At 51.3% G+C, this 14,194-nt stretch carries 13 protein-coding genes; 7 read left to right on the forward strand and 6 right to left on the reverse strand.

Annotation, left to right across the window (positions count from 1 at the left end):
* Positions 1-15 precede the first annotated feature (15 nt).
* The 3 genes from P4D80_RS19815 to P4D80_RS19825 form a co-directional block, all read right to left on the reverse strand.
* Positions 16-333, reverse strand: a complete 318-nt coding sequence (locus P4D80_RS19815; protein ID WP_421655738.1) for a hypothetical protein — start codon at positions 331-333, stop codon at positions 16-18.
* The gene (locus tag P4D80_RS19820) at positions 330-1,013 is read right to left on the reverse strand and encodes a V4R domain-containing protein (protein ID WP_421655739.1); all 684 of its coding nucleotides are present in this window, start codon (positions 1,011-1,013) and stop codon (positions 330-332) included. The genes P4D80_RS19815 and P4D80_RS19820 overlap by 4 nt, the downstream gene beginning before the upstream one ends.
* A 347-nt stretch (positions 1,014-1,360) precedes the next feature.
* On the reverse strand, positions 1,361-1,825 hold the full coding sequence (locus P4D80_RS19825) for a phycobilisome protein (protein ID WP_421655740.1): 465 nt from the start codon (positions 1,823-1,825) through the stop codon (positions 1,361-1,363).
* Between the two features lie 493 nt (positions 1,826-2,318).
* On the opposite strand from P4D80_RS19825, the gene P4D80_RS19830 reads away from it, so the two are divergent.
* Together P4D80_RS19830 and P4D80_RS19835 are read left to right on the forward strand one after the other, a co-directional pair.
* On the forward strand, positions 2,319-3,539 hold the full coding sequence (locus tag P4D80_RS19830) for an ATP-binding protein (protein ID WP_421655741.1): 1,221 nt from the start codon (positions 2,319-2,321) through the stop codon (positions 3,537-3,539).
* Positions 3,540-3,546: 7 nt separating this feature from the next.
* On the forward strand, positions 3,547-3,765 hold the full coding sequence (locus tag P4D80_RS19835; protein WP_421655742.1) for a hypothetical protein: 219 nt from the start codon (positions 3,547-3,549) through the stop codon (positions 3,763-3,765).
* A gap of 37 nt (positions 3,766-3,802) precedes the next feature.
* Here P4D80_RS19835 and P4D80_RS19840 read toward each other — a convergent pair whose 3' ends face one another.
* Together P4D80_RS19840 and P4D80_RS19845 are read right to left on the reverse strand one after the other, a co-directional pair.
* Complete coding sequence (locus P4D80_RS19840; protein WP_421659572.1) at positions 3,803-5,716, reverse strand: 3'-5' exonuclease; 1,914 nt, start codon at positions 5,714-5,716, stop codon at positions 3,803-3,805.
* A gap of 355 nt (positions 5,717-6,071) precedes the next feature.
* A complete protein-coding gene (locus P4D80_RS19845; protein WP_421655743.1) occupies positions 6,072-6,644 on the reverse strand; it encodes a hypothetical protein in 573 nt (190 codons plus the stop codon).
* 114 nt (positions 6,645-6,758) lie between these two features.
* Here P4D80_RS19845 and P4D80_RS19850 point away from each other — a divergent pair, with 114 nt between their 5' ends.
* From P4D80_RS19850 to P4D80_RS19860, 3 genes are all read left to right on the forward strand, one after another.
* Positions 6,759-7,115 (forward strand): hypothetical protein, encoded by a 357-nt coding sequence (locus P4D80_RS19850; protein ID WP_421655744.1) that lies wholly within the window; start codon positions 6,759-6,761, stop codon positions 7,113-7,115.
* A gap of 230 nt (positions 7,116-7,345) precedes the next feature.
* Positions 7,346-7,507, forward strand: coding sequence for a hypothetical protein (locus P4D80_RS19855; protein ID WP_421655745.1), 162 nt, complete (start codon positions 7,346-7,348; stop codon positions 7,505-7,507).
* A gap of 404 nt (positions 7,508-7,911) precedes the next feature.
* Positions 7,912-9,720, forward strand: a complete 1,809-nt coding sequence (locus tag P4D80_RS19860) for a polysaccharide deacetylase family protein (RefSeq protein WP_421655746.1) — start codon at positions 7,912-7,914, stop codon at positions 9,718-9,720.
* Here P4D80_RS19860 and P4D80_RS19865 read toward each other — a convergent pair.
* Positions 9,717-10,934 carry a M20 metallopeptidase family protein gene (locus P4D80_RS19865; protein ID WP_421655747.1) on the reverse strand — a complete coding sequence of 406 codons (1,218 nt, stop codon included), beginning with the start codon at positions 10,932-10,934 and terminating at the stop codon, positions 9,717-9,719. The genes P4D80_RS19860 and P4D80_RS19865 overlap by 4 nt on opposite strands.
* Before the next feature lie 132 nt (positions 10,935-11,066).
* Here P4D80_RS19865 and P4D80_RS19870 point away from each other — a divergent pair, with 132 nt between their 5' ends.
* Both P4D80_RS19870 and P4D80_RS19875 read left to right on the forward strand, forming a co-directional pair.
* Positions 11,067-11,657, forward strand: a complete 591-nt coding sequence (locus P4D80_RS19870; protein ID WP_421655748.1) for a GNAT family N-acetyltransferase — start codon at positions 11,067-11,069, stop codon at positions 11,655-11,657.
* 790 nt (positions 11,658-12,447) lie between these two features.
* Positions 12,448-14,172 (forward strand): ElyC/SanA/YdcF family protein, encoded by a 1,725-nt coding sequence (locus P4D80_RS19875; protein ID WP_421655749.1) that lies wholly within the window; start codon positions 12,448-12,450, stop codon positions 14,170-14,172.
* The last annotated feature ends 22 nt before the right edge of the window (positions 14,173-14,194 follow it).

The raw sequence follows: 14,194 nt of genomic DNA on the forward strand, positions 1-14,194 counted from the left end.
GTCTAACTCACGTGACTAGAAGAGGTTTGAGAAATCATCAAGGGTAATTTCGTCTGGTTTAGGTGGCTGAATAGAGGGCTGGTCTTGGGTAACGGCGGCGATCTCATTGCCATCCCAATTCAGGGCTGCAAAAAATTGGCTCACATTCATTGTCATGCTGAGAGTGCTGATATTGTTGGGCTCAGAAGCAGCCAGCCTTACCTGTTGAATTTCGGGTGGGTTGTCTTCCCAGTTGATAGCGGTAAAGAATTTCTGGACGGAAATTTGCATCCAGGACTGGGATAGATGGCGAGCTTTAGAACCATTAGTGTGGAGTAAGGTTATAGTGCTCATCGCAGCAGTTCTCCTGCCCGCAGGCGCTTCTCAATGTCTTTGGCGGTAGCCCCTTCATTGAGCCAGAATGAGGCTGCATCAATCCGATCTTGCCCACCTAACAGAAACTTACAGTAGGTTTCACCCATGGAGTAGCACTGAATTTCGATGCAGCTCAGTTGCTTTTTAACCATTTCGGTGAAGAATCCGGCAAATAGCCCGGCGTAGAGATAGCAGACTGGTTTACCTACGTCGCCCAGGGTGCGAGCTATGGCAGAGTCAAAAATGTTGATGAACATGAACCCCTGCTTGCGATCGCCCATATCCACTTCCCAACGCCCCCAGCCCTGGGAGGTGAAGGGCCACCACCAGGTTTCTAACAAAAACAGCAGGTTCGTCTGGCGAATGTTGCGGTCAAACTCCTTTTGAAACCACTTCTCGAAGAAAAAAGCGTCTTTTTGTCCCCACTCGCAACCAATGGTGTACATGGTGACTGCCGAAGCATCGCCTACCTCTTCTTCTAAACCCTCAACCAACCCAATGATAAAGTCTTCCGTTGTCAGCACATTCTGGCTATCATTCCAGTCAGTGATGATGCCCCGCTCAGTATCAAACTGGAAGAAGTCACGGAACCCATAGTGATTGTGTTTTTTAGGGTTCTTGAGCTTAGCAGCGTTTTGGTAGGGATTTGCAATCACCATAGTTATTTACCGACAATAGTTTGAGTGGATAAGGCAGTCTCAGTGAATAAGGGGTTTGAGGCGAGAGCCAGGAGCCAGTCAGCTCCAACGCTGAGGTGGCCATGGTAAAAATTGGGGAAGCAGAGTCAGCCATTTAGAGTCCCTAATGACAATGAACTGCGCACAGCATTATGAGTGAAAGGCAGCCACAGGGGACTGTTTTCAAGTTAGCTAGGGTAGAAGGGATAGTAGAAGAGTCCCTGGGTGTTTCTGGATGGCTGTTCTTAAATTAATATTCCCTGCACCCCAAAGATCTAACTTCCCAACCGGGATGAAGGTAAAGTTTTTTGACATAGGATTATGGACGATCAATTCATACCTAAAAACTGGCGGTTTAGTTCTAGAATTGGCAAAAATAGAGCAGCTTCAGATGGAAGCAAATATTGTTGGATCACCTCTTGCAGGATGCGGTAGGTAAGGTCAGAACGATGCTGATGATCCTTAAAGCTGCGCATAATGGTTTGCAGCCAGAGTAACACGCGTTCTTCTAACAGGTCGGTTCCATTAATTAGGAGGGCGATCGCTGAATAGCGCAACACGTAAAGCATGTCTCGTTCACAGATAGCGCTGGCATCCCTGTTGTCATAGACCAAAATCTCAGGGTCAACTTGCCTCAGCCGGGCGTGCACCTGCTGAATGATGTGGACTTCTAAAACTTGAATCTTTCGGTACGTATTCAAGCGCAGGGTATAGGAGTCGAGATAGTGCTCGACTGGTTGGAGTTCTACATCGGTTGCATAACGCCCATCCAGTTGGGTGTTTAATGAATACAATGAACTCAGAATAATTCCTCCTTTGGAATTAAATCCATTTAATTTAACAATTCACTCTAAGCGTTCCCATAGGAAACTCCCTGTTCAACATCCAATCCAACCTTTTGTCAGAAAATACTCATAGTGTTGCGAACACTAATTTTGCAGCATGGGGGGTGGAGGGGGTGCCCCCTTCAAAACTTTTATTTTGATTGACTAGTGGGTCACTCGGCATGAACATCGCCATTTTTGAGATGGCTGACTAAGCGACCACTTTGGCTTCCGCAGACCAGTAATCAACCGTAGCAACTGGCTACTAGGTATTGAATTGAGAACTGGATGGCGATCGCGTATACAGTTTTGCAGAAGAAAATGTAGAACTATAGAGCCTGTCCTAGGAATAAATAAACAATATCAAATGCGGCTTATGGAAGCTTCAAACCGATTCAGGGAATGCCCGATTTAAAAAAGTTTTGAAAAAACCATAATTATGGACAGAGCATAAAAAAAATCCATGTCTACTGCCAGAACCGAAACCCTGGTCCACCCAGAAGACCTGCAAGCCGAATTAGGGATCAAGAAAGATGCCTATTACGAAGACCTGAAGTTTCTGAAGGGCCTGGGGCTGGAGATCCAGACCCGAAAGGATGCCGATAACCGGGTGCTGCTGGAGCCAGAAAGCGCTGACCTGATTCGGGAGCTACGGCAGCATGTGACGGCTACAGGGCGGCGAGAGGGCTTCAGAGCGGGTGTACTAGCAGAGGCTCAGGGAACGCCCCCCCGAAAGGGTAGAGGTAGGGCTTCCAGGGGCAGAGGCAGACTATACAGCCGAAACGCTGATCCAACGGGCGCAGGCGTTAGCGGCTCAGCGGATGATGACAGCGGACCTGGTGGTGGCGGAACTGGCAGAGCAGATGACCTACGACGACCTCACTCCAGAGCAGCAGTCTCAGATCTCCCAAGTGCAGGCGGTGACCCACCCAAAAGCGAATCCCGTCGAGATTGCAGCCCAGTTATTGCACCACCACCGAGCAACTCACCAGGGCGGGACGCCTCAAGCGGCATAGTGCTGGACTTTCGAGAGACGGAGTTGGAGCAGATCGCCGCATCGTTGGGGAAGGGACAGTCGCTGCTGGTGATGGGCGAAGCGGGCAGTGGCAAGAGTGAGTTGGGGCAGGCGATCGCGCAGCGGTTCCCCCGGTCTGTGGTAGCGACCTATGGCGGCAGCGCCAAGCAAACCTTGATGGGCATTGCTGAGGCTTTCGGTATTGAGACGGAGACGGAGGAGGGCAAACCCCGAAAGCTGACGGCAGAGATTCTGAGGGCGGAAATCCTGGACCTGATGAAGGGGGGCCAGCGGCTACTGATTGCGGACGATGCCCACCGCTGGCCTGCCTCGTTGCGCTACTGGTTGGAGGATGTGCTGAGGGCGGGAGGACTGATGCTGCTGTTGGCGGACCACCCCCCGGCGAAGGACATTTTTCTGAAGATGCCGAGGCTGGAGCTGGAGCCGTTGAGTGCCGATCAGGTGCGATCGCTGATGTATGCCGAGGCGGTAAACAAGGGGATGGCCCTCAGTCCCAGCCGCTTTGCCGAGTTACAGCAGAAGGTGAGGGGGAATCCTGGATTAGCCGTGCGGGTGATCCAGGAGGAGCTGATGGGGTTGAGTGAGAGTGAGGCGGCGGACCATTATTTTGAGTGCGGCCTGGATAGTGTCTGGTTTCCTGACGACTAGATTCAATGTGCCATCTCAATGGTGGCCCCGTCTGGTTATGGGGCTAAGCGCATTTGGGCTTCTGATGGCGGCTGAGTTGGCTTTATCGCTTTGGCTATTGGGCAGCACGGTACAAGGGCATTTTGCAGCTTATCAATCCCTTCCCAAGGCTCTTGGTTTGGTTGGGCAAGTCATCTTTGCATTCATTCCACTGTTGCAAATGGAGAAGAGGGAACGGACTGCTTAAGAGGTTGACTGGTTTATCGGTTGTACTGCAAAGCGGGCTAAAGCTTGCGGACATCCACGGTGCCGCCATGCTCCAGTTCATTGACCAATCGGGCGTACTTGCCTACGAATAAGTGCAGCTCGTCCTGTGCCCTGGTCATGGCAACGTAAAGCTGACGGCGGGACAGGGCCGCAACTTCAGGATCGGCATAACAACAATCGGCAAACTGTTCCAGCCACAGCAGCAGGACTACCTTGAACTCCAGACCCAAGGAAGACAGGGCAGTGACGATGCGAATGCCGGGGGCTTGACTGTTGTAAGAACGTTTCTTCTGGCTACTCTCGGTGATCCAGTAGGGAATCATGCCCAGGTCATCGAGGCGGGTGAGGAGATGGTGAAACTGTGGCTCATCCTGGCGAGACTTCCAGCGGTACAGGATGGCAATATCGTCGGGGGAATAGCCCGACTCGCAGAGCGATCGCACCTGGTCCACTAATGCTTCAACGGCATCCTCTTTGGTTCGGGCCAGGTGGAGGACAGGTTTCTTGCCATGTCGGAGGGCGACATCGGGGCGGACGGCGGGGAAGGTCACATCGTCGCTGTCATTGCCCACGGACTGCACCACCGACCAGGCCGCAGACATGATCTCATGGGTGTTGCGGTAGTTCTGGCTGAGGCGTTTGGAGCGGCCCTGGGCCTGGATGCCTACGGACTTCCAGGTAAAGTGCTGGCGTTTGTAAAGGCTCTGGCTACCGTCGCTGACGATCATCAGATCGCCGTTCTGGGGGTCTTTGAGGGCAGCCACGCAGCAGAGGAACCAACTGGGGGAGAAGGTGTGGGCCTCATCGACCAGGATGGAATCCCATTTGTGCTCTGTGGGAGTTTGGCTGAGGCGTTCGATTAGCCTTTGGCCGAGGAAGGCGTTGTATTCTTCGTCGTCTTTGAATTCCTGACTGTGGGGCAAGCTGCCGAGGATGGTCTTGGCCCAATCGTGGAAGTGTAGGACGGTAATGCGTGACTGGTAGTGAGGATTGCGGCTGTCATTGTGGAGGGTGGAGCGCAGGTGGGCGGCCAGGGTGATGTTGAAGCAGAGGATCAGGACACGATGTTCGAGCAGGCGATTGGCGATCGCCTTTGCCCGCGACAACAGGATCACTGTTTTGCCAGAGCCAGCGACCCCGTAGAAGATGCGGTGGCCACTGCCCATCGTTCGGGCCAGCCGCTCTTGCTCGACATCCAGGCTCAGCAGCACCGTGGAGCCATCGGGGGGAGCTGGGGTGTCTGGGGTGTCTTCTTCCCACACGGGGATGCTGAGTTGGGTGGCCGGGACTTCTTTGATCGCTATCTCGGGATGGATGATGCCGCGAATGGTGCTGATCTGGTCAGCGGTGAGGGGGGGGAAGCTGAAATCCACCTTGAACATGGCCTTGAGCCGCTGGATGACCAGTTCAGGGCGACACTGGGGCCACTCGACCAGCTCATCTCGGTAGGCCACGGCAGGCTTTTCCAGGAGGCAGTACAAGCCCTTTTCTCGCGCCTGGGCTTCAGTGAGGTTGGACATGATGGCACCGACGCCGACGGGGAAGGACAACCGCCCCTGGTAGTTGCCATCGGGATTGCAGAGGATGGGATAGCCCAGCAGCCGATCCATAAGGCCATTGACGTAGCCCTGGCCCTGGCGCAGTGGGGATTGATAGGTTTCAACCTTGGTGAAATCGCGTCGTTTCCGGCGGATATCAAAGAACTGGTGATTTGCCCGTTCAATGTCTCCGGCATACCAGCCCTTCACCTCCAGCACCAGCAGCCCGAAGTCCGGCCCCAGGACGATGAAATCGGGGTAGAGGTTATTCACCTGGGGTTCGTACCAGACGATGAAGCTATCCGGTAGCGATCGCTGGAGAATATCGAAGAGTCGCTTTTCTCCCCTTGCTGGCCTTGGCAGGACAGGACTCAGGAACCATTCGAGCCATATGACCCCCTTTTGCTGTTACTGGACACGGCAGACAAGACACAGGACAGATATCGTTAGCTTTCCCCCAGAACAAGCTGGATCAACAAAAACCCCCTCTTACCGATGGCAAGGGGAGGCACTTTTCAGGAGTGCATTAGCACCATGCCTATGCTTCCCAGGTAAGACGGCAGATGCTCTAACGATACAGTTCGTAAAAATGCCCCCACCAATGCGGGGGCTGTGTCGCTTGCAGGAACCTTGATGCTTTCAGAATGCCCAGGGGGAGGACAGTAATCGCTCCTCCAAAATAAAACCCCAACCGAAGACGGTCAGGGGAGTTTTGGAAAGATACACACTGTCGAGATGGTAGCGCTTCTCACAGCTTTTCTACTCTCCATGCCGACTGCTGGCCATTCTTCCCAGCCCTGGTAAACCGAAAGCCGTAGCGCTCAAACTGCTGCCCACTGAGAGACTTCAGCCCGAGAATATCTGCCAGCTCTGAGGTGCTGGGTTGCCAGCCGTGATCCGCTATGGCCTGTAGTTGCTCAAAGCGTTCCAGGGGGTTGGGTGGTGCCCCCTGCTGTAAGGTGCTCAGCAAATAGAGCAGATGTCCTGCGGTGTCATAGGACTGTCCTACAGGACTGTCTTGCAGGGGGGAAACGTCCTGTCTGGTGAGCTGTCCTATCGTCTCGCGGGACGGTCTCACAGGACTGTCCTGTTGCAGGGTGGCGGCGGCTTCCTCCAGAGTATTGCCCTGCTCGGTGATCAGGGTGTGGATGGCATCGAGGAGCTGGAGTTGGTCAGCATCGACATAGGCTTTGTTGCTGCGCTTGGTGGTGGTGATGCCCAGGGCGTTGATGCGGTTGTAGACCTGGGAACGGGCTACGCCGTAGCGATCGGGTAAGGCAGAGACGGGGAGGGAGTCAATGGTGGTGGTGGTAGGGTCCATTGTCCTGGGATGTATTGTGCTGTCTCACAGGATAGCCGCTTTACCACAGAATCACGGTAACGAAACCAGAGATTAACTGCAAAATAGAACCAGATGTTTTGTGGCAAGAATCCAATGCGGACAGGAACCTGGAACAATAGGGTCAGGATTTCACCCTATGAGGTTCTAGACCAGCAAATGAAGGCACGAGAGTTTTGTCGTCGGTGGTTCAAATCAACGGACGAGGACGAGCAGACACGGGGCTATCGAGAGCGCTGTGTAGTCCTACTCTCTAAGGTGTTGCGGGTCCGGGAGAACACCATTCAACGCTGGGGCAAGGGGCTGGAGTTCGAAAAGATGCCGGAGCAGTATGAAGTTACCCTGGCCTATGCCGACATCATTCGAGAAATGCTGGAAGGGGTTTCCACCAGGACTGACATGCTGGACCTGGTGCTGGAAAAGTTGCAAGACGGTAGTAATTTAGAAAAGTAAATCAATGGAATTATTCACTGTATAGCTTACAGTGAAATGCTTGCCTCCCAGAAATGGGGGGCTTATTTTTTAGTACATCTGCACAGTTTTGCACAGCTTTTTGTGCAGTACCGCGCAGTTTTCGCACGGAAGGCGCACAGGCTACGCGCACGGTTTACGCACCTTTCTGCACAGTCAGAACCCTTGATTTTCAAGGGTTTGAACAATGTCAAAACGTTGAAACACATCTTATGGACAAGCAATTGAACGGTTTGGGTGCAAATCTCTGCACGGACACGCACGATCCTGCACAGGATTTTGCACAGGACGCACAGGACACCGCACACTTTGACGCACAGCCCGCACAAATTGTCGAAGCGGAAATTGTGGAGAGTCAAATCACCATCATTTAAGCAGCCTCCACTGGAGGCTTTTATTTTTGGAAAAAGAAAATAAGGAACCAGGAGTCAGGAGAAACACCTGTCGGCTCCACTTAATTAGCTCTACTTAATTCATTGTAAGAAGGGGGAATGGGGGCGAAGCCCCCAGGCGGGGGACACCCCCTCTACCCCCGAATCTATTTCAACTGAATTTTGTTCAGTTACTTATAGCTCTACGCGAGTGCATTAGGACATTGGAATTAGAGAGGGAGTAGGGGCTTCGCTCCCAGCCAGGGGTTCTACCCCTGCACCCCGTCCTAACCACAATGACTGCCGCTATACTATTTTGGGATTTGGCAAACGAGTATCTTAAAAAACCTGACAAAGTGCTGAAAATGGGGTAGATCTAACAAGGAATTTTTATTTTTTTAATCCCTATGCCTTTGTGGTGTGAGCGCCAACCGGGAAGTTTCTTTAAATCTGGATTTCGGTTTCGATTTTGGTTTCTAGTAATGGGAGGGCTGGCAGCTCTGTTACCCATGTTAAATGGGTTATTCATGTTTAAGGTGAAGACTGCGATCGCCCATCCTGAAGGAGCGCCGATGCCAACGTCTGCGATCAACTGCAACCAGGCGTTACCTGCTTCAACATCGAGACTAGCTCAGCTGGTGAGTAATTTGACTCAAACCGCTACCTGGGCAGACCAGCCCGCGATTGGTATCGGTACGCTAATTGAGCAGGTAGGCCCTCAATTACTGGCTTATCTCAATGCCAGCCCTTTTCCTGAAATCAATGCGCAGGCCCGGCAGGCGAGGGTGCCTGTGATGATGTATCACGATATCCTGCCGCAAAAAGAAGTATTTTTTGATGTCACCCCAGAAGAATTTGAGGCGCATCTCAAGCTGATTCAGGAAAAGGGGCTGACGCCAATCAGCATGGATCAACTGGTAATTCATCTGCGAACGGGGCTACCACTGCCTGAAAAGCCCATTCTACTGACCTTTGATGATGGTTATGCTGGGCACTATACCTATGTTTACCCACTGTTGAAGAAGTACAACTACCCAGCAGTCTTTTCAATCTACACAGACAAGATTGACAAGCGCCTGGGACGTCCCGGCGTGACATGGGAGCAACTGCGAGAGATGGCTGCTGATCCTCTAGTGACGATCGTCTCCCACAGTCTCAGTCATCGGCTGATGCCTGATTTGTCTCCAGTTGAAGTCGAGAAAGAATTGAAGGAGTCGAAGCAGATTCTAGAAGCCACGTTGGGAGTTCCCATCCGCTACTTTACCTATCCAGAGGGAAAATATAATGCTCAAGTTGCCCAGGCGGTGCAGGCTGCAGGCTATACTGCTGCACTCACAATGAATGATGCTAATGAGCAGTTGGCGGGGCAATCGGAAAGTTTGCTAGCCATTGGGCGCATTGGTCAATCTCGTCTGACAGAGATGGTAGACATCGCCTGGGGTGGCCCCAGGTTGCAAGCCTGGAACCCAGGATTTGATTTTTTATCACCTGTGCAAAAGGTAGAAACGGCTATTGACAACACCCCATTTATCTTTATTTCAGGGGGGAAGCCAATTACCATTCATGCTGATAGCCGGTATCAGGTACCAGAGATTCTGGCGAAATCAGGGACAGGGGCGATCGCAGCCGTTGATGGTGGCTTCTTCTCCCTGGAACTGCTTGACTCTAACGAAATGCTGGGCCCAGTTTTGAGTCAAGTTCATGGTCGGTTCATCCCCGGTAGAAAAGGGGAAATTCCTCTCATTAACAATCGTCCGCTGGTTCTGATCAGTCCAAATGCGGTCAAATTTGTTCCGTTTAATAATTTGAAGCACAATACGTTGGAAGGCGTCCAGGCAGAAATGCCAGACGTAACCGACGCTTTTGTGGCAGCGGCGTTCCTGGTTGAAAATGGACAGCCCCAACCTCCTGCGCGGTTTGGGAAGCTTTTTGATTTTAATGAGCCGAGACACCGGGCCTTTTGGGGCATTAATCAGCAGGGACAACCAGTCGTTGGGGTTTCGGTTGAACCTATTGGCTCAGTTGATTTAGGTAAAGCCTTGGCAAAAGCTGGTTTTCGGGATGCGGTGATGCTGGATTCTGGTGCCAGTACATCCCTGGCTTATCAGGGGAACTCACTCGTGGGTTATACGCCTCGTCCAGTTCCCCATGTGGTTGCGCTGTTGCCGCCACCAATGGAGCTCAGTGCTTCCTGCACAGTAGTTTCCTCCCGTTAGCCAGGGCGGCAAAACTTCTCAACACAGCGGGCGAAGATTTCTACACCCATGCCCAGAGCGGTTTCGTCAAAGTCGAAGCGGGGATGGTGATGAGGGTAAACTAACCCTCTGGAGAGATTGGCAGAACCCAAAAAGAAATAGCAACCAGGCACTTTTTGCAGGAAAAATGCCATATCTTCTCCGCCCATGGTCTGGCACTGGGGCACAATCCCAGCAGGGGTTTCTACAACGGTTGCCGTGACGGAGCGAATCAGTTCAGCTATTTTTTCGTTGTTAATTACAGGGGGATACAGGCTACGGTACTCTAATTCATAATGAGCACCGTGGGCCTGGCAAATACCACTGATAATTTGCTCCATTCGTTCCTGGAAAAAACCTTCAAAGCCCGGATTAAAGTAACGTACAGTCCCGCTTAATTGGGCGGAAGCCGCAATCACATTATGGGCGGTTCCGGCATGGAATTTACCGACGGTGACAACGGCTGACTCGATCGGGTCTACGTTACGCGCGACGATCGCCTGTAAAGCGTTGACTACCTGAGCCCCCACCACAATGGAATCAACTGAATGTTGGGGAATGGCACCATGCCCACCTTTGCCAAAAATCGTGCAATTGAATAGGTCAACAGCTGCCATCAGAGGGCCACTGCGAACTCCAACCGTACCCAGCGGTAAAAAATTCCACAGATGCAGTCCAATAATGGCATCCACATCTGGATTCGCTAACACACCTGCTTCGATCATAGGATTTGCACCACCCGGTCCTTCTTCAGCAGGCTGGAAAATCAGCTTAACGGTGCCCGCAAATGAATCCCGATGCTGGGAAAGATAACGGGCAGTGCCCAGGGCGATCGCTGTGTGGCCATCGTGTCCACAGGCATGCATGACGCCATCGTGTTGCGATCGATAGGGAACTTCATTTTCTTCCTGGATTGGTAATGCATCCATATCTGCCCGAATTGCCAGCACTGGACCTGGTTGCCGTCCCTGGATAACCGCAACAATCCCTGTCTGAGCGATGGCTGTTTGATGCTCAATGCCCCACTCTTGAAGCTTTTGAGATACAAATGCAGCAGTCAATTGCTCACGGAAACCCAATTCAGGTTTTTGGTGGAGATGCCTGCGCCATTTCACAATTTGAGGCTGAAGTTCCTGAATATCCTTGCGAATGCGAGAAGTATCAACAGGCAGAGGGGTAAGTGAGGTTGAAACCATGACTTTATGAGTGATTTTGATTGAGGGATGGGCATGCTCTGGATCAGTTTGTAATGAGTTTAATGCCCTGGTGGATGTTTGATTGTCTAAGTCGTTCAATCTGATTGTGGCATTTGCAGTCTCTGAATTTCTATGGCGGTTCCTCCTCTGTTGCCACCCGGATGCATTCTTCGCCCAGCAAGAGTTACAGATAAGCCAATTCTCAGTCAATTTCTGATGCAATTACAACAGGAGACCATGCCTGTCGATTCTCGTCTTCGGATGATGGTTGGGGTAATTGTTTTGGGGCTGCTGGTGGTAGGGTTGGTGATTTTGGGAGGCAGTGCGTTTTTCCAGATGGCGATCGTTCTTTTGCTGGTGCTGGTACTGGTTGGAATCGCAACTTTGTTCAATTTGAAGGACGAGTGGACTAATTTCTGGGTGATTGAGTACAGCGGATTACCGATCGCCTGCGCTAAGCTATGCCGTTTTCCCGCCCATTCCATTTTGTTTGATCTGTTTGTCGTTGCCGAATGGCGAGGACAGGGCATAGGCTCTTTTCTGGTCAACCATTTAGCTCAAAAAGCAAAAAAGCCGTTCTACCTGGCGTGTTTACGTTCAACAGTTTCGTTTTACACCCGCCTGGGATTTACACCAATTCCACTCAAACAGCTTCCTCCCAGCATTCAACGCAATTTGGGAGTAACTCCTCAATCTAGCACAGTACCTCTGGTCCTAAGGTAAAGAGCGTAGTTGTTGGTTGTTAGCTATTAAAAGGGGTGAGGGCGGATGGGCGAGGGGTAGATGGGTGATGGGGTGATAGGTGTTTCTCTTGAATCCTGGCCCTGGTTTCCAGCTCCTGGCTCCTAACTTCCAGGTAGAAAATCTAACTTTCATCATTGGCAATAAGCACTGCTTATGACGAACTGACTTCTATTTTCCAGGCCAGCAACATCCGGATTCTTTGCCATGCCTTAATTCTTTGACAGGAGGCTACTTCTTGTTGCCGCTTATCTCTGTAACAACCGAGTAAACCAGAAATAGAAGAACGATCGCAGCCAGAATGAGTTCAAACGACATAATTCCCTTCTCAAAACTCCTGTTTCAGGAAGTATAGATAGAACTATAAGCTAAGTCTCAACTCTTTTTGCACCTAGTTCAGCTTGCAAGATTGAAACCCATCAGGCATGATTAGTACATAGTTATTATCAGGGATCTTCATAGAACAAAAAATTATCCTTGTTGAGCCGTGCGGGTTATGCTCGACTAACCCCTCCCACAGATTAGATTGATTATTTTTTACCCAGCACTGTCCTGAAGCGATTCTCTAAGTTATCGATTAGGGAATATTGTGCAAGTTTGCCTGGAGAGTTATGATGCCAACTCAAGATTGGGTTGCATCATGGTGACTGTCCAGATGCTTACAGGAGGAATGAAGCATTCGCACAAACAATCTGTACCAACCCTGGTTTTTACCCCAGCTCTTCCCCTCGTGTGAAGACACCTATTTAGGAGGCAGATAAGGAATCCTGGCATGATTCTACTGCTTACAGATGTTTTTCTGCTGCTAACCCAGGTTCTCCTCTGGCTGGTGGTTGGGCTGGTTGCCTGGTTTGTCCTGCTGAAAGCACTACCCAGGGCGTTTCTGAGCTTGCTGGTTTTGCTGCTGATCCTGGTCGTCCTGGCGCTTTCGTTTGTCACGGGCCCTCCCAGGGATGGTGGAGTATTAGAAATTCTCTGGCGTATCATTTCCTTTCCCTTCACACCGTTGGGTTTAGCGATCGTCCTGCTGGCAATTCTGCTGTCAGGAACGAAATTAACTACATTTGCCCGCCGAGCCATTCTGATTGGGTTGGTCATTCTTGCACTGGGTAGTTTTCCCTTCGTCGCTTACTATCTGGCTCAAGAACTGGAGATGGAGGCGATTGAACTGATTACAGCCGCACCCAATCTGGAAGCAGGAGGGCGGCGGGTGATCGTGCTCCTGGGACAAGGAACCACTCGCTCCTATCTCAGGCCACCAGCAACTAATGCCTTTGTGCCGCCTCAAAATGCATCGCCGCTTAGCCTGGAAGCGGCTCAAATGTTAGCGCGGCTACCCTTACAAAAGGTTGAAGAAGATCCAGTTCTTGTACTAACCGCGTTCTTACAAAATACGACTCCTGAAGTCAATTTGGATGATTGGGGTGAAGAAGAAATACTTCTGGCTCAGGCACCACCTGGACCCGGAAGAATGCCTCGCCGCAGACCTCCTACTGCCCTGACAGATCCGGGCGGTGCCATTCCAGATGAAGGAAGAGCCCAGGAATTGGAGCAAAGAGCTCAAGAGCTTGAAAGAGCAGCCGAAGAAATGAAGCGGAGAGCCGAAGAAGGCGAGAGCCGACTTGATGACTTAACGCGACGGGCAGAAGAGGGACAAAACCGGATCGATGAGATGAAAAAGCGGGCCGCAGAAATTGAGGAAAGGGCTGCGGAACTAAAGCGGAGAGCAGAAGAAAGCCGGGCAAGAGCCGTAGAAGCTCAGGAAAGGGCATCCCCTCCAGCAGATGGAGCTGCTCCAGGTCAAAGAGCAACCCCAGCTTCTCCAGCTTCTCCAGCCGCATCTCCAAGACCAAAGCCCAAGATTGCCATTACCGAAGAAGCCTATCCGATTTTAACAGGGCAACCCATTCAGCTTACTGAGAGGGGTAATCGTTTGATTTATGCGGCTCAACTCTTTCAGCAAGAAACTGCGAACAACCCCCTGATCGTAGTGAGCGCCTCAACCCGTCCTGATCGTCGCCAAAAAGAAGGAGAAAGACGAGAAGATATTTCTGAATCGGCTGATATTCAGAGGTTTTTAACCAATACCATGCGGATTCCAGCTTCTGGAATTCTGTTAGAACATAACAGCCGCTCAGTTCGTCAGAGTGCAGAAAACGTGAGGAAGCTGCTGGCAGATCAGAACATCAACTATGGGGGACAGATCACCCTGGTCACCAGTGCCCTGAATATGAATCGGGCTGCGCTCACCTTTGCCAAAGTTTTTGACGAGGCCACGATTGTGGTGCGTCCAACGGATTTTCATACGCTTCCTCCACCTGAAAGTATTGGAGAAGAACTTGCCACCGGAACTGATGTTGTGGAACGTCAGTTTCAGGCATCTGATTTTCTGCCCAGTGCGGATGCTCTCTACCTGAGTACGCAAGCGATTGATGAATATATCAGTGCTTTTTACTACTTCCTGCGTGGGTGGATTAAACCAATTGTTCCTCTGTAATCGTTTAGGATCGAAGAGTTTC

The organism is Leptothermofonsia sp. ETS-13, assembly GCF_049200465.1.
Taxonomy (GTDB): Bacteria; Cyanobacteriota; Cyanobacteriia; order Leptolyngbyales; family Leptolyngbyaceae; genus Leptothermofonsia.

What these genes read in the sequence shown, in the direction of transcription:
- P4D80_RS19815 (WP_421655738.1), bottom strand. Translation starts at nt 333, where the DNA reads ATGAGCACTATAACCTTACTCCACACTAATGGTTCTAAAGCTCGCCAT.
- P4D80_RS19820 (WP_421655739.1), bottom strand. Translation starts at nt 1,013, where the DNA reads ATGGTGATTGCAAATCCCTACCAAAACGCTGCTAAGCTCAAGAACCCT.
- P4D80_RS19830 (WP_421655741.1), top strand. Translation starts at nt 2,319, where the DNA reads ATGTCTACTGCCAGAACCGAAACCCTGGTCCACCCAGAAGACCTGCAA.
- P4D80_RS19845 (WP_421655743.1), bottom strand. Translation starts at nt 6,644, where the DNA reads ATGGACCCTACCACCACCACCATTGACTCCCTCCCCGTCTCTGCCTTA.
- P4D80_RS19850 (WP_421655744.1), top strand. Translation starts at nt 6,759, where the DNA reads ATGCGGACAGGAACCTGGAACAATAGGGTCAGGATTTCACCCTATGAG.
- P4D80_RS19855 (WP_421655745.1), top strand. Translation starts at nt 7,346, where the DNA reads ATGGACAAGCAATTGAACGGTTTGGGTGCAAATCTCTGCACGGACACG.
- P4D80_RS19860 (WP_421655746.1), top strand. Translation starts at nt 7,912, where the DNA reads ATGCCTTTGTGGTGTGAGCGCCAACCGGGAAGTTTCTTTAAATCTGGA.
- P4D80_RS19865 (WP_421655747.1), bottom strand. Translation starts at nt 10,934, where the DNA reads ATGGTTTCAACCTCACTTACCCCTCTGCCTGTTGATACTTCTCGCATT.
- P4D80_RS19870 (WP_421655748.1), top strand. Translation starts at nt 11,067, where the DNA reads ATGGCGGTTCCTCCTCTGTTGCCACCCGGATGCATTCTTCGCCCAGCA.
- P4D80_RS19875 (WP_421655749.1), top strand. Translation starts at nt 12,448, where the DNA reads ATGATTCTACTGCTTACAGATGTTTTTCTGCTGCTAACCCAGGTTCTC.